Raw genomic sequence first — 22,214 nt, 5'->3', positions numbered from 1 at the left:
GCCCCCTCGGTGTTCCCGCGGTGATCAGCCGCCCAGCGGCAGACCGCCCGCGAGACCGCCGGGCAGGCCGTCGGGCAGACCGCCCGGCAGGCCACCCGCGACGCCGCCGGGCAGGGCGTCGCCCGCGGGCAGCTCGCGCACCGGCAGGTCCTTGGCGGCCGGCAGGCCGCCGAGGAGGCCGCCCGCGGTGGCGGCCACATCGGGGGCCGGAGCGGCGGGGAGGGCCTTGGCGACGGTACCGGTGGCCGCGGCCGCGGTGTCGCCGGCGACGGCGGCGGCGTCACCCGTGGCGCCCGTGGCGCCCGTGGCGTCAGGGGCGGTGAGCGCGCCCAGCTGCGGCACGGACTCCAGGCCCGCAGCGCTGGCCGCGCCGGCCGCACCGACCACGGGCGCTGCCCCGGCTGCGACGAGCAGCGCGGCACGGGCGATCCGACGGGTCAGGGGGAGGGACATGATGCTCCTAAGCGGTAGCGGCTGAGTACGCCGTGTACAACCGCTCGGGACCCGGGTGGAGTTGCGGACAGGACGGGTAAAGGATGGGTAACGCATCGTTTAATCGGCTTCCGCGACAAGCGCATTGATTCCCCGCCGACCTGGCCTTCTGTCCGTCCGTGACCCCTGGGGGCGCCGGCGCACGCCACCCCCGCAGGAGTGACCCCTTCGCACGCGCGACCGGGTCTCAGCGGGCGATGAAGATCCGCACCTCGTCCGGCACCGGGCCCATGGGGTCCGTGCGGCCGCCCTTGGTTCCGCCGCCGGCGGTGGGCCGCCACTGGCCGCCCTGGCGGCCCGCGACCCAGGACGACAGGTCGTACGAGACCCGGGAGATGCCCAGCTCCTGTGACCGGGCCACCGCCCAGTGCGCCATCGCCCGGCCCCGGCGCTGCTCGCCCGGCCCGCCGTCCCGCTTCAGCCGCAGACTGATCTCGGCCTCACCGGATCCGCCGGCCGCACTCGGCCCGCCGCGGCCGGATCCACCGCTGCCGCTGCCGCTGCCGCTGCCACCGGTGCCGCCGGCCTCCGTCCGTCCGGCCGGCTCACCGCCCCGCACCCCGCCCACGGCCTCCTTGCCGAAGGCCCGGCCCAGTTCCGTCCTGACCTTCTCCGGATCGCCCTGCAGCGGCGCCGGACCCGAGCAGGACAGCGTGCCGTTCTCGCCGAAGGCCGCCGTCAGCACCGACGCGTCCGTCTCGTGCTTGGCGTACGCCTGCGGGAAGCCGCTGCGCTGCACCTTCTGCGCCGCCACCGTCAGCGGCAGCCGCGAGTAGCCGGGCACGTCGACCAGGCGGTCGTAGAAGATCCCGGCCGAGTACACCGGGTCCATGATCTGCTCCGCCGTGCCCCAGCCCTGCGAGGGGCGCTGCTGGAACAGGCCCAGCGAATCCCGGTCGCCGTGGTCGAGGTTGCGCAGCGCCGACTCCTGCATCGCCGTCGCCAGCGCGATCGTCACCGCCCGGTCCGGCAGCCCCTTGGAGATGCCGACGGCGGTTATCGTCGCCGCGTTCGCCGCCTGTTCCGGGCTCATCTCGTACGTCTGCACCGCGGTGGCGGATCCCGATCCCGCGGCGCCGGTAGCCGCCGCCGTGCAGTGCGGGGCTCCCGCGCCGCCGTCGGAGTACTTCTGGACCACGAAGTAGCCGATCACCCCGAGCAGGACGAGCAGACCGACGGCGACGCGCAGCGGCCTGCGGCGACGGGGGCGGGGATCACGGATCTCGGACACGCGGCCCACCGTACTTGAGGCATATGACGCGTCCGGCGGCCGGACGGGCGGGCCGCGCCGCGGCCCGTGGGGTTAGGGTCGGGTCCATGTCCCCATCCGAGCTGGACCTCACCCTGGACGCCGCCGAGCTGACCGCCCGGCTCGTCGACATCCCGTCCGTGAGCGGCGACGAGAAGGTACTCGCCGACCTCGTGGAACACGCGCTGCGGACCCTGCCGCACCTGACCGTGGACCGCCTCGGCAACAACGTCGTCGCCCGCACGCACCTGGGCCGCGGCGAGCGCGTCGTGCTCGCCGGCCACCTCGACACCGTGCCGATCGCCGACAACGTCCCCTCCCGCCTCGACGAGGACGACGTCCTGTGGGGCTGCGGCACGACCGACATGAAGTCCGGGGTCGCCGTACAACTGCGCATCGCGGCCACCGTCCCCGAGCCCAACCGCGACCTCACCTTCGTCTTCTACGACCAGGAGGAGGTCGCGGCCGACCTCAACGGCCTCGGCAAGGTCGCCGCCGCCCACCCCGACTGGCTCACCGGGGACTTCGCCGTGCTCCTGGAGCCCTCCAACGCCGAGGTCGAGGGCGGCTGTCAGGGCACCCTGCGGGTCCTGCTGCGCACCAGGGGAGAGCGGGCCCACTCCGCGCGCAGCTGGATGGGCTCCAACGCCATCCACTCCGCCGGCCCGATCCTGGCGAAGCTGGCGGCCTACGAGCCGCGCCGGCCCGTCATCGACGGCCTGGAGTACCACGAGGGCCTCAACGCCGTCCGCATCGAGGGCGGCGTCGCCAACAACGTCATCCCGGACGCGTGCACGGTGACGGTCAACTTCCGCTACGCCCCGGACCGCACCGAGGCCGACGCGCTGGCCCACGTCCGCGAGGTCTTCGCGGACTGCGACATCGACGCCTTCGTGGTCGACGACTCCTCGCCCGGCGCCCTCCCCGGCCTGTCCCACCCGGCCGCCGCGGCCTTCATGGAGGCCGTCGGGGGCCACGCCATGCCGAAGTTCGGCTGGACGGACGTGTCGCGCTTCAGCGCGCTCGGTGTCCCGGCGGTCAACTACGGCCCGGGCGACGCCCTGCTGGCCCACAAGGTCGACGAACGCGTGGGGACGAAGGCGATCCTGCACTGCGAGGAGCGACTCCGCGCCTGGCTGACCTCCTGAATTCCGCTTCTCGTCACCTCTGTGCGCCTACCCTGATCCAACGATCAGCAGGAGGGAGCACATCATGGGCAACCACGGCAATCCCGGCGGGTACGCTCGTCGGCCCGAGGAGCAGCAGCTCGGGCCGGTGCTGAGGAGGCGGAGCCAGCTCCAGGCGGGCGGCAGCACGACGGACCAGCGGCTGCTGGATTCGGACGGGCCCTCCGAGTGGGTGCACACCGATCCCTGGCGGGTCCTGCGCATCCAGTCGGAGTTCATCGAGGGGTTCGGCACGCTGGCGGAGCTGCCGCCGGCGATCAGCGTGTTCGGATCGGCCCGTACCCCGGTGGGATCGGCGGAGTACGACGCGGGCGTGCGGATCGGGCGCGCGCTCGTCGACGCCGGCTTCGCCGTGATCACCGGCGGCGGTCCGGGCGCGATGGAGGCGGCCAACAAGGGCGCCCGCGAGGCGGGCGGCATCTCGGTCGGCCTCGGCATCGAGCTCCCCTTCGAGCAGGGACTGAACGAGCACGTCGACCTCGGCCTGAACTTCCGCTACTTCTTCGTCCGCAAGACGATGTTCGTGAAGTACAGCCAGGGCTTCGTGGTCCTGCCCGGCGGCCTCGGCACGCTGGACGAGATGTTCGAGGCGCTGACCCTGGTCCAGACCCGGAAGATCACCCGGTTCCCGATCGTGCTGTTCGGCACGGAGTACTGGGGCGGTCTGATCGACTGGCTGAAGAACACGGTGATCGCGCAGGGCAAGGCGTCCGAGTTCGACCTGATGCTCTTCCACGTCACGGACGACGTGGAGGAAGCGGTGACGCTGGTCAGCAAGGAGGTCGGGGAGGGCACGAACGAGCGGGCCGTCCTCGCCGCCACCGAAGAGGCGGCCCGGGAGACCGGCGACTAGCGGGCCGCCAGGCGGGCGGGGCCGGGTCTCCGGTCCGGTCCGGCTCCGCCTGAGCCCCCGCCCCTGCGCCCGGCCCGTGCCGGGCCCCCGCCCCTGCGCCCGGTTTCGGGGCCCCGCCTCACCGCCCGGGCCGTCCGGGGCCGCCGCTCGTCTCGCAAGCGCGGCGCAGGGCGCACGCGGCGCGCACGACCCGCCCCGCCCGCGCCGCCCGTACGGCGCCGTCCGTACGGCGCCGGGCGGTCAGGCCAGGCCGCGGCGGGCGACCGCCGGGGGCCGGTGGCCCTGGATCGAGGCCACCATGTCCAGGACCTGCCTGGTCTCCGCGACCTCGTGGACGCGGTAGACCCGGGCGCCCAGCCAGGCCGAGACGGCCGTCGTGGCCAGGGTGCCCAGCAGGCGCTCCTTGACCGGCCTGTCGAGGGTCTCGCCGACGAAGTCCTTGTTCGACAGCGAGACCAGCACCGGCCAGCCCGTCCGCGTCATCTCCTCCAGCCGGCGCGTGGCCTCCAGCGAGTGGCGGGTGTTCTTCCCGAAGTCGTGCCCCGGATCGATCATGACCGCGTCCCGGCGCACGCCCAGCGCGACCGCCCGCTCCGCGAGCCCGACCGTCACGCGCAGGATGTCCTCCATCACGTCCTCGTAGGCGGTCCGGTGCGGCCGGGTGCGCGGCTCGGCGCCGCCCGCGTGGGTGCACACCAGTCCGGCGCCGTACCGGGCGGCGACCACGGCCAGCTCCGGGTCCACCCCGCCCCACGCGTCGTTCAGCAGGTCCGCGCCGGCCTCGCACACGGCCTCGCCGACCTCGTGCCGCCAGGTGTCCACGCTGATCACCACGTCCGGGTGGCGGCGGCGGACCTCGGCGACGAAGCCGACCGTGCGCCGGGCCTCCTCGGCCGCGTCCACGTGCTCGCCCGGGCCCGCCTTGACCCCGCCGATGTCGATGATCGCGGCGCCCTCGGCGACGGCCTGCTCGACCCGCTCCAGCGCGGGCTCGTCGCGGAACGTCGCACCCCGGTCGTAGAAGGAGTCCGGAGTCCGGTTCACGATGGCCATGATCACCGGCTCGTGGGTGTCGAACTCGCGCCTGCCCAGTCGCAGCATCCTGCTCTTTCCTCCTTCGGCGGCCCTCGCGCCTCGCCAGCGACCTTAACCTGGTGGCCGGAGTCTCTCAGGGGAGTTGATCGTGTTCTTCTTCTTGATGATCGCGCTGGTCGTGGTCGTGGCAGCGGTCACCCTGGCGGTGATCGGAGGCGGCTCGCAGGCCGTCCTGCCGGAAGCGGAGCCGGACCGGGTGGCCGACGCGCTGCCGGAGACCCGGCCCGTCGTGCGGGAGGACATCGACGCGCTGCGGCTGCCGGTCGCGCCGCGCGGCTACCGGATGGCCGAGGTCGACGACGTACTGGAACGGCTCGCGGCGGAACTCGCCGAGCGGGACGCGCGGATCGCGCAGCTGACGGCCGCGGCGCGCACCCCCGCCACCCCCGAGGACGGCTCCGCGGGCACCCGCGGCGGCGCCCCCGCGGACGCGCCCTCCGGGCCGGCGGAGGCGCCCGGGCACGTCGACCTGGGCAAGGGTGAGCAGCGGTGAGCGCTGCAATGGCGGGCGCGGACGGGCTGCTGCGCTGCCCCTGGGCGCTGTCCACCGAGGACTACGTCGCCTACCACGACGGCGAGTGGGGCCGCCCCGTCCACGGCGACGACGCGCTGTACGAGCGGCTGTGCCTGGAGGCCTTCCAGTCGGGGCTGTCCTGGCTGACGATCCTGCGCCGCCGGGAGGGATTCCGTAAGGCCTTCTGCGACTTCCGCATCGAGGCGGTCGCCGCCTTCGGAGAAGGGGACACCGAGCGGCTGCTCGCCGACGAGGGGATCATCCGCAACCGGGCCAAGATCGAGGCGACGCTCGCCAACGCGAAGGTCCTGGCGGGCTGGCAGCCGGGCGAGCTGGACGCCCTGATCTGGTCCCACGCCCCGCAGGAGCCCGGCCCGGCCCCGCGGGCGCTCACCCAGGTCCCCGCGGTCACCCCGGAGTCGGCCGCCCTGGCCAAGGCCCTGAAGAAGGCCGGCATCCGGTTCGTGGGGCCCACGACCGCCTACGCCCTGATGCAGGCCTGCGGCCTGGTCAACGACCACCTGGCGGACTGCGCCTCGCGCGACCTGGCGGACCGCGCCGCGCGCGACCCGGCCTGAGCCGGGCCGCGGCGGGGCCGTCCGCGGAGGTGCGGGTCCGGGTCCGCGGGACGGACGGCACTGCCCGCCGCGGGCGGGTGGTTCAGCGGCCCAGGTACCGCGGCGGCTGCTTCGCCAGGAAGGCCTGCACGGCGATGGAGTGGTCCTCGGAGGCCCCCGCGCGGGTCTGCAGGACGTCCTCGCGCTCCAGCGACTCGGCGAGGGAGTGCGAGGCGCCGTAGGCCAGGGACTCCTTCAGCGCCGCGTAGGCGACCGTGGGGCCCGAGGCCAGGGCCCGGGCGACGGACTCGGCCTCGGCGCGCAGGGAACCGGCGGGCACCAGGCGGTTGGCGATGCCGAGCTCGTACGCCTCCTGCGCCTTCACCGAGCGCGGGAAGAGCAGCAGGTCACTGGCGCGGGAGGCGCCGATCAGGCGGGGCAGGGTCCACGAGACCCCGGAGTCGGCGGTCAGCGCCACCCCGACGAACGAGGTGGTGAAGGAGGCGGTGTCGGCGACGACCCGGAAGTCCGCGGCCAGCGCGAAACCGAAGCCCGCCCCGGCCGCGACGCCGTTCACCGCGGCCACCACCGGCTTCGGCATCTCGGTGAGCGCCCGCACGATGGGGTTGTAGTGCTCGGCGACGGTGCTCATCGTCAGGCGGGAACCGGTCTCGCGGTCGGCCGCCAGGTTCCCGATGTGCTCCTTGAGGTCCTGGCCCACGCAGAAGGCCCGGTCGCCGGCGGCGGTCAGCAGGACGGCGCGGACCGCGGTGTCCCCGGCCGCCGCCCGGACCGCGTCGCGCAGCGCGACCTTGGCCTCGGTGTTCATCGCGTTCATCGCGTCCGGACGGTTGATCGTGATGGTGGCGAGTCCGTCGGTCACTTCGTAGAGCACGCTGTCGGCCATGGCGGGGGGTCCCCCTTCGTCGCGGGATGGCTACCGGCCGGTACCGGCCGGTGCAAGGGCCAGCATGGCGGACGGGGCGGGACGTGCACATGTGATGTGCGTCAAAGAAACCGGAGGCCGTTCCCGGGAGGCGGCGGCGAAGTATCGCAGGCGGGTCCCCGAAATGAGTGGTTTTGGCCGAGCGCGTTGCCCAACCGTTCCCGGGTGATGTTGGTCATCGGGTCCTGACATGCGGGATAATGGCTGGGAAGCAATGTGTTCGATGCCGGGTACTAGGCGCCTGAATGGGGCCGTCGGCTGACGATGAGCTGGTTTCAGGAAGGGGAACGAGCATGGCGGCCATGAAGCCGCGGACGGGCGACGGCCCGCTCGAGGTCACCAAGGAGGGGCGGGGCATCGTCATGCGCGTACCGCTCGAGGGCGGCGGTCGGCTCGTCGTCGAGCTGACCCCGGACGAGGCGGACGCCCTGGGTGACGCCCTGAAGAAGGTCGTCGGCTGACCCCCCGGGGGAGCTGACCGCACTTCACCACCTGCATTCTCTGCGCTGCCCCGACCGCGACGAGCGGTCGGGGCAGCGTTGCGTCCGGGGCCGGGCCGGGTCGGTCGCAGTGACCGCCGAGGAAGACGCGCCGCCGGACCCCGCCGGGCCGACCGCGGGCCCCCGGTCCGCGCGCCCGGTGCGGCCGGCGACGGCGTCAGCGCCGCACGGCGCACAGCAGGCCGTCGCCCACCGGGAGCAGGGCGGCCTCCAAGGCCGGGCTCTCCCGGACGCTGCGCAGCAGCTCCCGCACGCGCAGCACCTCCACGGCCTGGGCCGTCGAGTCGACCGTACGGCCGTCGGAGAAGACCCCCTCGAAGCACACCAGCCCCCCGGGCCGCAGCAGACGCAACGATTCGGCGAGGTAGTCGAGGGACTCGGCCGGGTCGCCGTCGCAGAAGACGAGGTCGTACCCGCCGTCGGCGAGGCGGGGCAGTACGTCGAGCGCCCGGCCGGGGATGAAGCGCGCGCGGTTGCCCGCGAAGCCGGCGGCGCGGAAGGCCTGGCGGGCGAAGGCCTGCCGGTCCCCTTCGGGGTCCACCGTGGTCAGCACTCCGTCGGGGCGCATCCCGTGGAGCAGGTGGATGCCGGAAACACCGGTCCCGGTGCCGATCTCGGCGACCGCCTTGGCGTCCGCGGTCGCGGCGAGCAGGCGCAGCGCGGCCCCGGTGCCGGGGGAGACGGAGCGCAGGCCCGCTTCCCTGGACCGGTCACGGGCCCATCGCAGAGCGTCGTCCTCGGCGACAAACGCGTCGGCGAACGCCCAGCTCGTCTGCCGGTTGCCGGTAATGACCCTCTCCTGTCCCCATAGTTGGCGCAACGGTGACTGTATCCGCTGGCGTCGGGAACCCGCAGATGGGACCGGGCGTTGTGAGGGGTGTGGGCGGGATAAGAAGGGACGGTGCCGGGCAGATCGACAGCCCCGGACCGCTCCGGAGCCCGGACCCGTGCAAAGTTCATGCAAAAACGCTTATACGGAGCTGACGGAGGGGGTGGCTATGGTAGGGACTCCACTGGACACCACCAGAGCCGACAGGGGAGGTGCGGCTGCGCCTGTGGATCGTGGGGGCGTACTGAGACGCCTCTTCTGGTCGGCGGGTGAGCCGAAATCCGTGACCGTCATTGCTGACCGTTTCCACACCGCCGACACCGCAACCACCGCGACCTTTGCCGCCGATGCGGGCTCGCAGGCGTGGACGCCTCCCACGTGGGAGGAGATCGTCAGCACGCACAGTGCACGGGTCTACCGTCTCGCCTATCGCCTGACCGGCAACCAGCACGATGCCGAGGACCTGACGCAGGAGGTCTTCGTCCGCGTCTTCCGGTCGCTGTCCACCTACACGCCCGGCACGTTCGAGGGCTGGCTGCACCGCATCACCACGAACCTGTTCCTGGACATGGTCCGCCGCAAGCAGCGGATCCGCTTCGACGCGCTCGCCGACGACGCCGCCGAGCGGCTGCCCAGCCGCGAGCCGTCCCCGCAGCAGGTCCTGCACGACACGCACTTCGACGCGGACGTCCAGCAGGCGCTGGACACCCTCGCCCCCGAGTTCCGCGCCGCCGTGGTGCTGTGTGACATCGAAGGACTGTCCTACGAGGAGATCGCCGCCACGCTCGGCGTGAAGCTCGGTACCGTGCGCAGCCGTATCCACCGCGGCCGTTCGCACCTGCGCAAGGCACTCAAGCACCGGTCTCCCGAGGCCCGCGCGGAGCAGCGCGCGCTGGCGGGAGTGGCGGTGGGCGTGCCGGGCGCCGGCGGAGAGGGTGGGACGGAGTGAGCGGAGTCGGTCCGTCCCCCGCCGAACAGCACCTGGGCGACCGGCTCGCCGCCCTGGTGGACGGGGAACTGAAGGACGATGCGCGCGAGCGGGTCCTGGCCCACCTGGCCACCTGTGCCCGGTGCAAGGCGGAAGCCGATGCCCAGCGCCGCCTGAAGACCATGTTCGTGGAGAGCGCGCCGCCGCCGCTGTCCGCCGGGCTGCTCGCCCGGCTCCAGGGACTGCCGGCCGGCGGCCCCGACGGGCCGTCCGGCCCCGTCGGAGCGAAGGGCTCCGCCGGAGCCGACCCCTTCGAGGCGTTCGCCTACGCCCTGCCCACGGCGGCCTCCCCGGCGCCGCAGGAGGGCTTCCGGATCCACGAGGTGGGCCGCCCGCGCCGCCGGTTCGCCTTCGTCGCCGCGGGCGCCGTGTCGCTGGCCGCGATCGCGCTGGGCGGCGCGCTGCCGCTGGAGACGGTGGATCCCAACGCGCGGGGCGACGTCCCCGCACCCGCCTCCCGGCCCGGCCCCGCCGTGTCCGTGGCCGATGCCTCCGCCCGCGACCGGATGCCGACCCCGGCCGCCGTTCCGAGCCTCCTGTCGACCCTCGCGACCCCGTTGCCGCCGCTGCGTCCCTCTCCTGCGGCGTCGGCCCGTCCGGTCTCCCTGCTGCGCTGACCCCCGACCTGGTTGAATCTGCGGCACATGCGCAGAGGTACGCGGGGAGCGCCCATGACCGACAGGCAGCAGACCGATCCGGCTCCACAGTGGTGGAGCCGGCCCGAGCCCGCGGCGGACACCCGCCGCGCAGGGGTGCCCCCACCCCGGGACGAGGGCGGCAGCGGCGCCCCCGGGCAGGAGCCGCAGCAGGAGGACCACGCCCCGGTGCCGGGCCCCGGGGTGCGCTACGACCCGTGGGACGTCCGGCCGTTGCAGGCCGTGGACCGGGGCCGGCCCGGCGCCGGCTTCCGGCTGTGGCACGTGGCGGTCTTCGCCGCGGCGACGGCCCTGCTCGCAGGCGGCGCCGGCGGATACCTCGGCGTGCTCGCAGAGCGCCAGAGCAACACCCGCCTGGAACTGCCCCAGGCCGCCGCCGCCCGTGACCAGGGCCGCGCGCCCGAGTCCGTCGCCGGCATCGCGGCCACCGCCCTGCCCGGGGTGGTCACCCTGCACGTGCGCGGCACGACGGGCAGCGGCACCGGCACCGGGTTCGTCCTGGACGCGCAGGGGCACATCCTGACCAACAACCACGTGGTCGCCGGCGCCGGGGAGATAGCGGTCACCTTCAGCACCGGCGAGAGCGTCACGGCCGAGCTGGTGGGCCGCGACTCGGGCTACGACCTCGCCGTGGTCAAGGTCGGCGGTGTGCGCGGGCTGCGGCCCCTGAGCCTCGGCAACTCCGAGAACGTGAAGGTCGGCGACCCGGTGGTGGCCATCGGCGCCCCGTTCGACCTGTCCAACACCGTCACCGCCGGGATCATCAGCGCCACCGGGCGGCCCGTCACCGCGGGCGGCGACAAGGGCGACGGCAGCGACATCAGCTACGTCGACGCCCTGCAGACCGACGCCCCGATCAACCCGGGGAACTCCGGCGGCCCGCTCCTCGACGCCGAGGCGCACGTGGTCGGCATCAACAGCGCGATCCGGGGAGCCGACAAGGACGACCCGACGCGCCAGGGAGGCTCCATCGGCCTCGGCTTCGCCATCCCGGTCAACCAGGGCAAGCGGGTCGCCGAGGAGCTGATCCGCACCGGCCGCGCCACGCACCCCGTCCTCGGGGTCACCCTCGACATGCAGTACACGGGCGATGGAGCCCGCGTCGGCGAGAAGGGCGAGGACGGCAAGCCCGCCGTGGTCGCCGACGGGCCCGCAGCCCGGGCCGGGGTCCGGGCCGGGGATGTGATCACCAAGGTGGACGGCCGACGCGTACGGGGCGCCGACGAGCTGATCATCAAGGTCAGGGCCCACCGGCCGGGCGATCCGCTGACGCTGACCGTGCTGCGGGAGGGCCGGGAGCGCACCCTGGAACTGGTGCTCGGATCGGCGAACGGCTCGTGAGCGGGCGGTGACGTCCGGGTGAAAGCGGTATCGGGGCGGTACGCAGGTACGGGCCCGCGGAGAACGCCGGGTACCGTGTGTCGGGGCCCGAAGTGAAGAGAGCCGAGGAGCGGCAAGGTGTTCAACGACATAGGCGCACTCGAACTGGTCACGATCGTGGTGCTCGCCATCCTCATCTTCGGCCCGGACAAGCTGCCCAAGGTCATCCAGGACGTCACGGGCGTGATCCGGAAGATCCGCGCGTTCTCGGACAGCGCCAAGCAGGACATCCGGTCCGAACTGGGACCGGAGTTCAAGGACTTCGAGTTCGAGGACCTGAACCCGAAGAACTTCATCCGCAAGCAGCTGACCGAGAACGAGGACCTCAAGGAGCTCCGCAGCAGCTTCGACCTCCGCAAGGAGCTGAACGACGTCACCGACGCCGTCAACGGCAAGGAGCCGGGCCCGGCGCCCGGCGGCGGCCAGGCCGCCGCGCCCGTCGCCGCCACCGGTGCGGACCTGCTGAAGAAGCCCGCCGCGCCCGTCGCCGACCAGCGTTCCCGTTTCGACGCCGACGCCACCTGAGCGCGGCCTGCCCGGTGATCCCGGGTCGGATGGCTATCCTCCATGAGTCCGGATCCAGGACGCCCGAGGACGGGGGTCCCCCCGGTGAAGCGTGGGGGAGGGCCGCTTCGGACCCGAGGAACGAGAGGCCGTTCAGATGGAGACGACGAGCAGTAGCCGGGTAGGGGCGCAGACCGCCGAGGCACCCGCCCCGGCCGCCGCATCCGCCGCACCCGCCCAGGAAGCGCGGGCCAGCACCCCCGCGCAGCCCCAGGAACCCCTCGGCCGTCCGGTGGGCCGCCGGACGGCCGAGGGGTTCCTGGCCGCGGACTTCCCCTGGTACGGGCTGGACGGCGCCTTCACGGGCCGCCGCTGGCTCATGCAGGTCGGCGCCGCCGCCGACGGAACCGTCGAGCACGGATCCACCGGCCACGGCGACGAGCCCTCCGCCCGCGGCGAGCTCGCCACCGGCGAGAAGGAACGCTTCGCGGTGGTCGTCACCGTGGCCAGCAACCCCGTGCGCCGCAGCGCCGACGGCACCGGCACCCTGGAAGCCACCTCGGTCGCGTCCGCCGCCTGGCTGGCGGGCTCCGGGCTGCTGGCCTACAGCTGGCCCGGCCAGATGGACCACGCGCTGCGCAGCGACTGGCTCGACCAGCAGACCGAGGCCGCCTGGGAGCTCGCCGACGACCTCCAGGGCGAGGACTGGTCGACGCTGTCCCTGCCGGTCGACGGGGAGCCCACGACGTTCCACTACCGCGAGTCGGAGTTCGGCTGGGTCCTGGCCGGCTCCACCGCGCAGGGCGTGCACCTGGGCGCGTACGGGCGCGGCATGAGCGCCTACGGCCTCGGCTTCTGCGTCATCGGCGACCTGTCCGCCTACGAGTAGGCACGCGGCCGGGTCACGGGGGCTACGCGAAGGGCGCCGCTCGGCGAGCGGCGCCCTTCGCGTAACCGTGGCAGATCAGAACTTGTTGCGCGGGGTGATGCCCAGCGACATGCCCGACAGGCCGCGCGCACGGCCGCCCAGCTTGCCCGCGATCGCCCGCAGGGCCGCGCCGGCCGGGGAGTCCGGGTCGGACAGCACCACGGGCGTGCCGTCGTCGCCGCCTTCGCGCAGGCGCACGTCGATCGGGATCGAACCGAGCACCGGCACGCTCGCGCCGACCGTCTTGGTCAGCCCGTCGGCGACCTTCTGGCCGCCGCCCGAGCCGAAGACGTCCACCATCTCGTCGCAGTGCGGGCACGGCATGCCCGACATGTTCTCCACGACACCGACGATCTTCTGGTGGGTCTGCACGGCGATCGAACCGGCCCGCTCGGCGACCTCGGCCGCCGCCTGCTGCGGGGTGGTGACGACCAGGATCTCGGCATTGGGCACCAGCTGGGCCACCGAGATCGCGATGTCACCGGTGCCCGGCGGCAGGTCCAGCAGCAGGACGTCCAGGTCACCCCAGAACACGTCCGCCAGGAACTGCTGGAGCGCCCGGTGCAGCATCGGACCGCGCCACACGACCGGGGCGTTGCCCGGGGTGAACATGCCGATGGAGATGACCTTCACGCCGTGCGCCGACGGCGGCATGATCATGTTCTCGACCTGGGTGGGCCGGCCCTCGACGCCCAGCATGCGCGGCACGCTGTGACCGTAGATGTCCGCATCGACCACGCCGACCTTCAGGCCGTCCGCCGCCATCGCCGCGGCCAGGTTGACCGTGACCGAGGACTTGCCGACGCCGCCCTTGCCCGAGGCGACCGCGTACACGCGGGTCAGCGAGCCGGGCTGGGCGAAGGGCACCTCGCGCTCGGCGGTCCCGCCGCGCAGCGCCGCCGCCAGCTCCTTGCGCTGCGCGTCGCTCATCACGTCCAGCGTGACGGCGACCGAGGTGACGCCGGCGACGCGCTCGACGGCCTCGGTGACGTTCTTGGTGATGGTCTCGCGCATGGGGCAGCCCGACACGGTCAGGTACACGGTGACCGCGACCGCGCCGCCGTCGCCGATCTCCACCGATTTCACCATGCCGAGTTCGGTGATCGGCCGGTGGATCTCGGGGTCGTTCACCGTCGCCAGCGCGTCCAGGACCGCGTCCTGATCGGGCACGGCGGCGGCGTCGGCGGGGGTTGTGTCGGTAGCCATGCACCGATGGTACGGCTCGGTAGCACGGCTCCGGTAAGGCCGTCAGCGGTCGCCTTCGTCACGTTCCGGCGCCAAGAGCCGCCGCTCGTCCATCTCCTTGATCAGGTCCTGGAACTCGGACCTGATCCAGTCGCGGGTGGCGACCTCGCCCAGACCCATCCGCAGCGCCGCGATCTCCCGCGTCAGGTACTCCGTGTCGGCGATGGAGCGCTCGTTCTGCTTGCGGTCCTGCTCCAGGTTGACGCGGTCGCGGTCGTCCTGCCGGTTCTGCGCCAGCAGGATCAGCGGAGCGGCGTAGGAGGCCTGGAGGGAGAGCATCAGCGTCAGGAAGATGAAGGGGTACTGGTCGAACCGCAGGTGCTCCGGCGCGAAGATGTTCCACAGCACCCAGGCGATGATGACGATCGTCATCCAGACGATGAAGCGCCCCGTGCCGAGGAAGCGCGCCACCCGCTCCGAGAGCCGCCCGAAGGCCTCGGGGTCGTATTCGGGCAGCAGCGAGCGGCGCGGCGCCTTCGGCTGGTCCAGGCGGACCCTCGACCGCGTCAGCGCACTCGCCCCCGAGCCGGGGCCCGACTTCGCCGCGCGCTCGGCGAAACGTTCGGCCGCCTCCGCCGCGAGCCCGTGCTCGCGCGCCTGCAGCCGCGCCTGCTCGCGCCGCTCGCGGATCTGCTCGCGCCGCCGCTCGCGCGCCTGCTCGCCGCGCCCCCGGTCAGTGGCCACTGACGGCCTCCTCGGAATGGAAGTCCGTCTCCCGCCAGTCGTCCGGCAGCAGGTGGTCCAGCACGTCGTCCACCGTCACCGCGCCCAGCAGCGAACCGCTCTCGTCGACCACCGGCACCGCGACCATGTTGTAGGCGGCGAGGTAGCTGGTGACCACCGGCAGCGAGGCGTCCGGCCGCAGCGGCGGCAGACCGGTGTCCACGATCGAGCTGACCAGGGTGAACGGCGGGTCCCGCAGCAGCCGCTGGAAGTGCACCGTGCCCAGGTACTTCCCCGTCGGCGTCTCGTCCGGCGGCCGGCACACGTACACCTGCGCCGCCAGCGCCGGCGACAGGTCCGCCTGCCGTACGCGGGCCAGCGCGTCCGCGACCGTCGCGTCCGGCCGCAGCACGATCGGCTCGGTGGTCATCAGACCGCCCGCCGTCCGCTCCTCATAGGACATCAGACGCCGCACGTCGGCCGCGTCGTCCGGCTGCATCAGCGTCAGCAGTCGCTCCTTGTCGTCCTCAGGGAGCTCGGAGAGCAGGTCGGCCGCATCGTCGGGGTCCATCGCCTCCAGGACGTCGGCGGCGCGCTCCTCCTTCAACTTGCCCAGGATCTCGACCTGCTCGTCCTCGGGCAGCTCCTCCATGACGTCGGCGAGCCGGTCGTCGTCGAGGGCACTGGCCACCTCGGCACGCCGCTTCGGCGACAGGTGGTGCAGCACGTTCGCCACGTCGGCCGGACGCATCTGCTCGAAGGTGGCCACCAGGTTCTCCGCGCCCTGCCCGTGCTCCTCCAGCGAGAAGCCCGTGACCGCCGACCACTCCACCGTCAGGGTCTCGCCGCGCCGGCGCAGCGCCCCGCCCTTGCCCTTGCGCACGAAGATCTTGTCGATCTCCCAGTCCCGGCGGGCCGGCAGCTGCTGGATGGCGACGTCCAGGACGGTGGCCTCCGCGCCGTCCGCGACCAGCTGCACCCGGCGGTCCAGCAGCTCACCGAGGACCAGCCGCTCGGTGGGCCGCTGCTCGAAGCGCCGCATGTTGACCACGCCGGTGGTGATGACCTGCCCGGACTCCACCCCCGTGACCCGGGTCATCGGCAGGAAGATGCGCCGCCGGCTGACCACCTCGACGACCAGTCCCAGCAGTCGCGGCGGGCGGCCGCCGACGCGCAGCATCGCGACGAGGTCGCGGACCCGGCCGACCTGGTCGCCGTTGGGGTCGAACACGGGCACACCCGACAGATGCGAGACGAAGATCCGCGGGGCGCCTGCAGCCATCCGAGCGCCTCCTAGAGCGTCAATCAACAGTCCTGCCGCCCCTCAGGCTAGCCCGTGCCCCGGGCAAGCGTCCTGGTGGGGCCGTCCGGCCGGGGACCCCGCGGGGGGCCGGGGGCGCCGCGTCCACGGCCGGGTACGCTGCCTGCTGCCCGCCCACGACGACGAGAGGCACCCGCACGTGACCGCCTACTTCCCCCCCGCACGGCTGCGCCGGGCCGCCTTGATCGGTGTGTTGTGCGCGGGCCTCGCCGTCACCGGTACGGGCTGCGGGGAGGACCCCGACAAGGGCACCAACGGCGTCGGCAAGCTCTCGGCGGACAAGATCGAGGAGAAGGCGAAGGCGGCCGCCACGGAGGCCGACTCGGTGCACCTGTCGGGCACGCTGGTGAGCGGCGGCACGTCCTTCACCCTGGACATGCGGCTGAAGTCGGACGGCGGCTCCGGCGAGGTGAAGTCGAAGGACGACACCTTCCAGCTGCTGCGGGTGGGGGAGCAGCTCTACCTGAAGGCGAGCGCCGCGTTCTGGGGCGATTCCGACTCGGCCGGCAAGCTCGGCGACAAGTACGTGAAGGTGCCCGAGGGTGACCCCTCCTACAAGCAGTTCCGCGGCTTCACCGACATGGACGTCCTGCTGGACGGCCTGCTGGGCCTGGAGGGCAAGCTCGCCAAGGGCTCCTACACCAAGGTCGGACACCTCCGCGCGGTCCAGGTGACGGCGGAGGCGGGCAAGGGCGGCAAGCTCGCGGTCTCCCTGGAGGGCACCCCGTACCCGCTGCTCATGGAGCGCGCGGGGGGCGCCGGCCGGGTGGAACTCGCGGAGTGGGGCCAGACCTTCCCGCTCGAAGCGCCCGCGCAGGACCAGACCGTCGACTACGGCTCCCAGCTGCCCACCACCAAGGACCAGGGCGGCGACGCGGCCGCGGCCCCCAGCAAGGGCTCCGGCCAGGGAGCGGACCCGACGAAGCCCTGAGCCCGCGGACCGGTGCCGATGTCCCGCCCGCTAGCGGGCCGCCTTCCCGCGCCTCAGCAGCAGTTTCGGCAGACCCGCCGGGACCGGCCGGCGGGTGACCGCCGGCGAGGGAAGCGGAGCGGCGGCCAGCGAACCGCCGGGCAGCTGCGCGTGGACGGCCCGCGGCTCCAGCCGCAGCAGCCGGCACTCCCGCGCCCACCGCTCGGTCATCTCCTGCGCGTCGGGCGCGTTCAGCCGCTTGCCCTTCAGCTCGGCGACCGCCGCCGCCCACTCCTCGCCGCGGGGCGCCAGCTCCCGTACCGCCGCCGTCCAGGCCACCAGCCGGCCGCCCTTGTCCTTGCTCCGCACGGTCACCTCGGCGGTCGCGCCGTCGGCCAGGCCGGGGAACGGCTGCTCGCCCGGCCCGTCGCCCAGGACGTGCGCCGCGCCGTCCACCCACGCGTGCCACAGGGCCCGGTCGGCCCCGGCGCCGCGGACCCAGATCAGACCGGACTTCTTCGTGGCCTCCTCGACGAGGGCCAGGTCGCGCGTGCTGAGAGTCATGCGCACAGGGTAGGGGGTGGCCCCCCGGCGCTCAGAGCCAGCCGTGGCGGCGCAGCGCCCGGTGGATGGTGAAGCAGATGCCGACGATCGAGGCCATCACCATCGGATAGCCGTACTTCCACTGGAGCTCGGGCATGTGCTCGAAGTTCATCCCGTACACCCCGCAGATCATCGTCGGCACCGCGATGATCGCCGCCCACGACGTGATCTTGCGCATGTCCTCGTTCTGGGCGACCGTCGCCTGCGCCAGATTGGCCTGGAGGATCGAGTTCAGCAGCTCGTCGAAGCCCACCACCTGCTCGTGCACCCGCGCCAGGTGGTCGGCGACGTCGCGGAAGTACTTCTGGATGCCGGGATCCACCAGCCGCATCGGCCGCTCGCTCAGCAGCTCCATCGGACGCAGCAGCGGCGAGACCGCCCGCTTGAACTCCAGCACCTCTCGCTTGAGCTGGTAGATGCGCCCCGCGTCGCCGCGCCGCGCCGCACCCTTGGCGGGGGCGGCGAAGACCTCGCTCTCCACCTCGTCGATGTCGTCCTGCACGGCCGACGCGACCGCGACGTAGCCGTCGACGACGTGGTCGGCGATGGAGTGCAGGACCGACGAAGGACCCTTGGACAGGAGGTCCGGGTCGTCCTGGAGGCGGTGGCGCAGGCCCTTGAGGGAGCCCTGGCCGCCGTGCCGGACGGTGATGACGAAGTCCGGCCCGGTGAAGCACATCACCTCGCCGGTCTCCACGACCTCGCTGGTGGAGGTCAGTTCTGCGTGCTCGACGTAGTGGATCGTCTTGAAGACGGTGAAGAGGGTGTCGTCGTAGCGCTCCAGCTTCGGCCGCTGGTGCGCGTGCACCGCGTCCTCCACGGCCAGCGGGTGCAGCCCGAAGGTGGCCGCGATCCCCGCGAACTCCGCCCCGGTCGGTTCGTGCAGGCCGATCCAGGCGAAGCCGCCGTCCTCGCGGACCCGGCGGATCGCCTCACGCGGCGTCAGGCGGAGGGGGCCCGGCACGCGCCGCCCGTCGCGGTACACGGCGCAGTCGACCACCGCGCTGGTCGCCGACGGGTCGCGGGTGGTGTCGTAGCCGGGTTGTGAGGGGGTGGGCTTGCGCAGCGACGGACGGACGGCCGCACGCAGGTAGGGCAGCATCGACATGGCAGGCTCCTTCGCGCGCACGGCTGCGGACCGTGCGGGTGGGAGGCCCCCTCCGGGTGGCGCGCCGTGACAGGGCAGGCCCGTGCAGAGGGAGGGAACAGGACGGGAGGACAACGTTCTGCCGTCGCTCTTCTACTGATCAGGAGATCAAAGGGGGCGGGAGGCGCCCGTCACAGAAGTGGAAGAGCGATTGGTACTGCACGATCGACTTCGGTCCATCGCAGCCCCACCTCCTCCGGCCGGTCCCTCGTGGGGGACGTCCTGTCGCCAGGGGCACCGAACCGCCTCCCCCGGCTACCGCTGGAGGGGGCCACTGCTGCCTGCGACCCCGACCAGCTGTCCACACTAACAGCCGACGGATGGTCAGGACCCGCCCTTTACCCGGCGGATACGAGTTCTATGCTCACTCCATGGCAGAAATTCTGGCCCTTGTGGAGGCCAGGCTGTGCACCGCGTTCGGCGTACCCGACGCACGCGCCGCCGTCACCTTCCTGGGCACCGACCGCATCGAGGTACTGCGTTTCACCGAGGGCGACCTCGTGCGGTACGCGACCCTCGGGATGTCCGCGCACCCGATGACCGATCCGACCGCCGTGGTCGCCGACCCCGTCCGCGGCCCGCGTGCCGAGCTCGTGCTGACGGTGCGCGGCGCACTGGCGCCCACCGACAAACTCCTGCGGCCGCTCGCCGTGCTGGCCGCCTCCCCGCAGGTCGAGGGCCTGGTCGTGGCCCCGGGGGCCTCGCTGGAGGTGGGCGAACCGCTCTGGGACGGGGCGCCGTTCAGCTCCGTCCTGGTGGCGGAGCCGGGCGGACTCGTGGAGGACCTGGAACTGGAGGAGCCCCTGGACCCGGTGCGCTTCCTGCCGCTGCTGCCGATGACGGCGAACGAGGCGGCCTGGAAACGGGTGCACGGCGCGGCCGCCCTCCAGGAACGCTGGCTCGCGCGCGGCACGGATCTGCGGGACCCTCTGCGTACCGCAGTCGCACTGGACTGAGCCCGGACGGGTGATCGCGTCTTGACGGGGCGCCGGGCGGGGAGGAGCGTGGCTTTCCATGAGGGGCGAACCGAGTTGCCCGAAGTGCGGTGGCCGGGTCAGAGCGCCCGGTCTCTTCTCCGACTCCTGGCAGTGCGCGGTCCACGGCGCCGTCCACCCCCTGCAGCCCGTCATCCCGCCCAGCGTCGAGGGCCTGGGCGTCGTCGTGCACCGCACGCGGGTGCCGGTGTGGATGCCGTGGCCGCTGCCCGTGGGGTGGCTGTTCACCGGGGTCGCCTCCGCCGGTGACGACCGCAGCGGGGGACGGGCGACGGCGGTGGCCTGCTCGGGCCCCGGCCCGCTCGGCGGCATGGGCGAGCTGCTGCTGGTCGCCGAGGAACTGGGTGTGGGACTGGGCGCGCACTTCGCGGGCATCGACGGCCCCGACCCCGGCTCCGGCATCGACGTGTCGGCGCCGCCGCACGCCAAGGTGGTCGCGGCGGGCCGCCCGACACCGCTGTGGCACGTCAAGGGAGCCCCCGACGACCGGGCCGTCTTCGCCGGCGAGGCCCGGGGCCTGTGGCTCTGGGCGATCGTCTGGCCGGAGCAGTCGGGCCTCCTGATGTACGACGAGCTCGTCCTGACGGACCTGCGCGACGCGGGCGCCGAGATCGAGCTCCTGCCGTGCGGGGCCCTGAGCCCGCGCGTCCTCGGCCCGGCGTAGCCGCCGGCCGCCCTACCGGGGCGCGGGCACCCGGCGGGCGGCGCCGAGCGGGGGGAAGCCCCGGCCCGGTTATCCTGGAGCGTCCCCCGTACGTACGACCCATGGAGCCAGGCTGTGCGCATCGACCTGCACGCCCACTCCACGGCCTCCGACGGTACGGACACCCCCGCCGAGCTCGTGCGGGGCGCCGCCGCGGCCGGACTGGACGTGGTGGCGCTGACCGACCACGACACCGTGGCCGGCCATGCCGGGGCGCTCGCCGCCCTTCCCGCCGGACTGACGCTGGTGACGGGGGCCGAGCTGTCGTGCCGGCTCGACGGGGTCGGGCTGCACATGCTGGCGTACCTCTTCGACCCGCTGGAGCCCGAGCTGGCCCGGGAGCGCGAGCTCGTCCGGGACGACCGCACCCCCCGCGCGCAGGCCATGGTCGGCAAACTCCGGGCGCTCGGCGTGGACATCACCTGGGAGCAGGTGGCCAGGATCGCCGGCGACGGCTCCGTGGGGCGGCCGCACATCGCGACCGCGCTCGTCGAGCTGGGCGTCGTCCCCACCGTCTCGGACGCCTTCACGCCCCAGTGGCTCGCCGACGGCGGGCGGGCGTACGCCGGGAAGCACGAGCTCGACCCCTTCGACGCCATACGCCTGGTCAAGGCGGCCGGCGGGGTCACCGTCTTCGCGCACCCCGCGGCGGTCAAGCGCGGCCGGTGCGTACCGGAGAGCGCGGTGGCCGAGCTGGCGGCGGCGGGCCTGGACGGCATCGAGGTGGACCACATGGACCACGACGCCGCCACCCGGGCCCGCCTGCGCGGCCTGGCGGCCGACCTCGGGCTGCTGACCACCGGGTCCAGCGACTACCACGGCAGCCGCAAGACCTGCCGCCTCGGGGAGTACACGACCGACCCCGAGATCTACGGCGAGATCACGCGCCGCGCGACCGGGGCCTTCCCCGTGCCGGGCGCCGGCGGACGCGAGGGCTAGACCCGCCCCTTCGTCCGCACTGGGGCCGGCTCCGCCGCGCCCACCCCTTGTCTTCGCCACACCCCTCTCTCCTGCAAGGCATCACTGTGTTCGACTTCGCCGTCTTCGGATCCCTTTTTCTCACCCTTTTTGTGATTATGGACCCGCCGGGCATCACGCCGATCTTCCTCGCGCTGACCTCCGGCCGTCCCGCCAAGGTGCAGCGCCGGATGGCCTGGCAGGCCGTCTGCGTGGCCTTCGGCGTCATCGCCGTCTTCGGCGTCTGCGGCCAGCAGATCCTGGACTACCTGCACGTCTCCGTCCCGGCGCTGATGATCGCCGGTGGCCTGCTGCTCCTGCTGATCGCGCTGGACCTGCTCACCGGCAAGACCGACGAGCCCAAGCAGACCAAGGACGTGAACGTCGCCCTCGTCCCGCTGGGCATGCCGCTGCTGGCCGGCCCGGGCGCGATCGTGTCGGTGATCCTGGCCGTGCAGAAGGCCGACGGAGTCAGCGGACAGCTGTCCGTCTGGTCCGCGATCATCGCGATGCACGTCGTCCTGTGGATCACCATGCGCTACTCGCTGGTGATCATCCGCGTCATCAAGGACGGCGGCGTCGTCCTCGTGACACGGCTCGCGGGCATGATGCTCTCCGCGATCGCCGTGCAGCAGATCATCAACGGCGTGCTCCAGGTCGTCCGGGGCGCCTGATCCGCCGCGTCGCCCGGCGACGCGCAAGCGAACGCCCCCGCACCGGTCGGTGCGGGGGCGTGAACGTCAGTCGATGCGATGCAGCGCTGCGCGCGGCGCGCCGGTCGGCGCGTCGTGCGGTGAAGCAGGCGTCAGCTGGAAGCCGGTCCGGCCGGTCGGATCAAAATGCGCTGGCCGACGTAGGCGGCCTGCTGCACGATCCGGTTGACGGAGGCCGCGTCCACGACGGTGCAGTCCACGGCGCTTCCGTCGACATCGTCCAGGCGCAGAATTTCGAAGCGCATGGGGCTTCTCCCTTCGTCAGTGATCTCCTTGTAC

At 73.1% G+C, this 22,214-nt stretch carries 25 protein-coding genes and 1 pseudogene; 15 read left to right on the top strand and 11 right to left on the bottom strand.

The features are described from left to right. Positions 1-24 precede the first annotated feature (24 nt). Together AMK16_RS10030 and AMK16_RS10025 are read right to left on the bottom strand one after the other, a co-directional pair. Positions 25-453, bottom strand: coding sequence for a hypothetical protein (locus tag AMK16_RS10030; protein WP_073912042.1), 429 nt, complete (start codon positions 451-453; stop codon positions 25-27). Positions 454-679: 226 nt separating this feature from the next. Continuing rightward, positions 680-1,723 carry a hypothetical protein gene (locus AMK16_RS10025; protein WP_443333548.1) on the bottom strand — a complete coding sequence of 348 codons (1,044 nt, stop codon included), beginning with the start codon at positions 1,721-1,723 and terminating at the stop codon, positions 680-682. An 86-nt stretch (positions 1,724-1,809) separates the two neighbouring features. Between AMK16_RS10025 and dapE the strand changes: the two genes are divergently transcribed. Together dapE and AMK16_RS10015 are read left to right on the top strand one after the other, a co-directional pair. Then, positions 1,810-2,889, top strand: a complete 1,080-nt coding sequence (dapE, locus tag AMK16_RS10020; protein ID WP_073912038.1) for a succinyl-diaminopimelate desuccinylase — start codon at positions 1,810-1,812, stop codon at positions 2,887-2,889. A gap of 64 nt (positions 2,890-2,953) precedes the next feature. Further along, positions 2,954-3,715: pseudogene (locus AMK16_RS10015) on the top strand (TIGR00730 family Rossman fold protein); the annotation flags it as partial. 306 nt (positions 3,716-4,021) lie between these two features. Here the strand turns inward: AMK16_RS10015 and folP are convergent. Continuing rightward, a complete protein-coding gene (gene folP, locus AMK16_RS10010) occupies positions 4,022-4,882 on the bottom strand; it encodes a dihydropteroate synthase (RefSeq protein WP_073912035.1) in 861 nt (286 codons plus the stop codon). Between the two features lie 82 nt (positions 4,883-4,964). Here folP and AMK16_RS10005 point away from each other — a divergent pair, with 82 nt between their 5' ends. Both AMK16_RS10005 and AMK16_RS10000 read left to right on the top strand, forming a co-directional pair. Continuing rightward, complete coding sequence (locus AMK16_RS10005; protein WP_443333547.1) at positions 4,965-5,369, top strand: DivIVA domain-containing protein; 405 nt, start codon at positions 4,965-4,967, stop codon at positions 5,367-5,369. A gap of 8 nt (positions 5,370-5,377) precedes the next feature. Then, on the top strand, positions 5,378-5,968 hold the full coding sequence (locus AMK16_RS10000) for a DNA-3-methyladenine glycosylase I (protein ID WP_073912029.1): 591 nt from the start codon (positions 5,378-5,380) through the stop codon (positions 5,966-5,968). A gap of 82 nt (positions 5,969-6,050) precedes the next feature. Here AMK16_RS10000 and AMK16_RS09995 read toward each other — a convergent pair whose 3' ends face one another. Then, on the bottom strand, positions 6,051-6,854 hold the full coding sequence (locus AMK16_RS09995) for an enoyl-CoA hydratase/isomerase family protein (protein WP_073912026.1): 804 nt from the start codon (positions 6,852-6,854) through the stop codon (positions 6,051-6,053). 332 nt (positions 6,855-7,186) lie between these two features. Here AMK16_RS09995 and AMK16_RS09990 point away from each other — a divergent pair, with 332 nt between their 5' ends. Further along, positions 7,187-7,354, top strand: coding sequence for a DUF3117 domain-containing protein (locus AMK16_RS09990; protein ID WP_003966491.1), 168 nt, complete (start codon positions 7,187-7,189; stop codon positions 7,352-7,354). A gap of 196 nt (positions 7,355-7,550) precedes the next feature. Here the strand turns inward: AMK16_RS09990 and AMK16_RS09985 are convergent, their stop codons facing one another. Continuing rightward, on the bottom strand, positions 7,551-8,213 hold the full coding sequence (locus AMK16_RS09985; protein ID WP_073912023.1) for an O-methyltransferase: 663 nt from the start codon (positions 8,211-8,213) through the stop codon (positions 7,551-7,553). 178 nt (positions 8,214-8,391) lie between these two features. Here AMK16_RS09985 and sigE point away from each other — a divergent pair, with 178 nt between their 5' ends. From sigE to AMK16_RS09960, 5 genes are all read left to right on the top strand, one after another. After that, positions 8,392-9,171, top strand: a complete 780-nt coding sequence (gene sigE, locus AMK16_RS09980; protein WP_199885398.1) for an RNA polymerase sigma factor SigE — start codon at positions 8,392-8,394, stop codon at positions 9,169-9,171. Next, entirely contained in the window at positions 9,168-9,827 is a 660-nt protein-coding gene (locus tag AMK16_RS09975; protein WP_073912017.1) for a zf-HC2 domain-containing protein, read from the top strand. Before sigE ends, AMK16_RS09975 begins: the two co-directional genes overlap by 4 nt. Positions 9,828-9,881: 54 nt before the next feature. After that, positions 9,882-11,207: a S1C family serine protease gene (locus AMK16_RS09970; protein WP_073912014.1), complete on the top strand. Its 1,326-nt coding sequence runs from the start codon at positions 9,882-9,884 to the stop codon at positions 11,205-11,207. 117 nt (positions 11,208-11,324) lie between these two features. After that, on the top strand, positions 11,325-11,771 hold the full coding sequence (locus tag AMK16_RS09965) for a sec-independent translocase (protein WP_073912011.1): 447 nt from the start codon (positions 11,325-11,327) through the stop codon (positions 11,769-11,771). A gap of 136 nt (positions 11,772-11,907) precedes the next feature. Then, positions 11,908-12,639: a hypothetical protein gene (locus tag AMK16_RS09960; protein WP_073912008.1), complete on the top strand. Its 732-nt coding sequence runs from the start codon at positions 11,908-11,910 to the stop codon at positions 12,637-12,639. Between the two features lie 75 nt (positions 12,640-12,714). Here AMK16_RS09960 and AMK16_RS09955 read toward each other — a convergent pair whose 3' ends face one another. The 3 genes from AMK16_RS09955 to AMK16_RS09945 all read right to left on the bottom strand — a co-directional run bounded on the left by AMK16_RS09955 (position 12,715) and on the right by AMK16_RS09945 (position 15,868). After that, positions 12,715-13,884, bottom strand: coding sequence for an Mrp/NBP35 family ATP-binding protein (locus AMK16_RS09955; protein ID WP_073912005.1), 1,170 nt, complete (start codon positions 13,882-13,884; stop codon positions 12,715-12,717). A 42-nt stretch (positions 13,885-13,926) separates the two neighbouring features. After that, a complete protein-coding gene (locus AMK16_RS09950) occupies positions 13,927-14,433 on the bottom strand; it encodes a DUF1003 domain-containing protein (protein ID WP_073913544.1) in 507 nt (168 codons plus the stop codon). A gap of 163 nt (positions 14,434-14,596) precedes the next feature. Further along, on the bottom strand, positions 14,597-15,868 hold the full coding sequence (locus tag AMK16_RS09945; RefSeq protein WP_073912001.1) for a magnesium transporter MgtE N-terminal domain-containing protein: 1,272 nt from the start codon (positions 15,866-15,868) through the stop codon (positions 14,597-14,599). Between the two features lie 178 nt (positions 15,869-16,046). Here AMK16_RS09945 and AMK16_RS09940 point away from each other — a divergent pair, with 178 nt between their 5' ends. Then, the gene (locus AMK16_RS09940; RefSeq protein ID WP_242438670.1) at positions 16,047-16,838 is read left to right on the top strand and encodes a hypothetical protein; all 792 of its coding nucleotides are present in this window, start codon (positions 16,047-16,049) and stop codon (positions 16,836-16,838) included. A 30-nt stretch (positions 16,839-16,868) separates the two neighbouring features. Here AMK16_RS09940 and AMK16_RS09935 read toward each other — a convergent pair whose 3' ends face one another. Continuing rightward, positions 16,869-17,381, bottom strand: a complete 513-nt coding sequence (locus tag AMK16_RS09935) for a hypothetical protein (RefSeq protein WP_073911998.1) — start codon at positions 17,379-17,381, stop codon at positions 16,869-16,871. Between the two features lie 31 nt (positions 17,382-17,412). After that, positions 17,413-18,528 carry a magnesium and cobalt transport protein CorA gene (locus AMK16_RS09930; RefSeq protein ID WP_073911994.1) on the bottom strand — a complete coding sequence of 372 codons (1,116 nt, stop codon included), beginning with the start codon at positions 18,526-18,528 and terminating at the stop codon, positions 17,413-17,415. A gap of 410 nt (positions 18,529-18,938) precedes the next feature. Here AMK16_RS09930 and AMK16_RS09925 point away from each other — a divergent pair, with 410 nt between their 5' ends. The 4 genes from AMK16_RS09925 to AMK16_RS09910 all read left to right on the top strand — a co-directional run bounded on the left by AMK16_RS09925 (position 18,939) and on the right by AMK16_RS09910 (position 21,896). After that, positions 18,939-19,523, top strand: a complete 585-nt coding sequence (locus AMK16_RS09925; RefSeq protein ID WP_073911990.1) for a suppressor of fused domain protein — start codon at positions 18,939-18,941, stop codon at positions 19,521-19,523. 58 nt (positions 19,524-19,581) lie between these two features. After that, complete coding sequence (locus tag AMK16_RS09920) at positions 19,582-20,226, top strand: DUF6758 family protein (RefSeq protein ID WP_073911986.1); 645 nt, start codon at positions 19,582-19,584, stop codon at positions 20,224-20,226. Between the two features lie 114 nt (positions 20,227-20,340). Continuing rightward, a complete protein-coding gene (locus tag AMK16_RS09915; RefSeq protein ID WP_073911983.1) occupies positions 20,341-21,204 on the top strand; it encodes a PHP domain-containing protein in 864 nt (287 codons plus the stop codon). Positions 21,205-21,290: 86 nt separating this feature from the next. Next, entirely contained in the window at positions 21,291-21,896 is a 606-nt protein-coding gene (locus AMK16_RS09910; RefSeq protein WP_073911977.1) for a MarC family protein, read from the top strand. A gap of 131 nt (positions 21,897-22,027) precedes the next feature. Here the strand turns inward: AMK16_RS09910 and AMK16_RS36600 are convergent, their stop codons facing one another. Continuing rightward, positions 22,028-22,180, bottom strand: a complete 153-nt coding sequence (locus AMK16_RS36600) for a hypothetical protein (RefSeq protein WP_199885397.1) — start codon at positions 22,178-22,180, stop codon at positions 22,028-22,030. Positions 22,181-22,214 lie beyond the last annotated feature (34 nt).

This window comes from Streptomyces sp. CB00455 (genome assembly GCF_001905445.1).
Taxonomy (GTDB): Bacteria; Actinomycetota; Actinomycetes; order Streptomycetales; family Streptomycetaceae; genus Streptomyces.
Note: the sequence above shows the minus strand (reverse complement) of the source record. Positions and strands in the feature narration are given on the sequence as shown.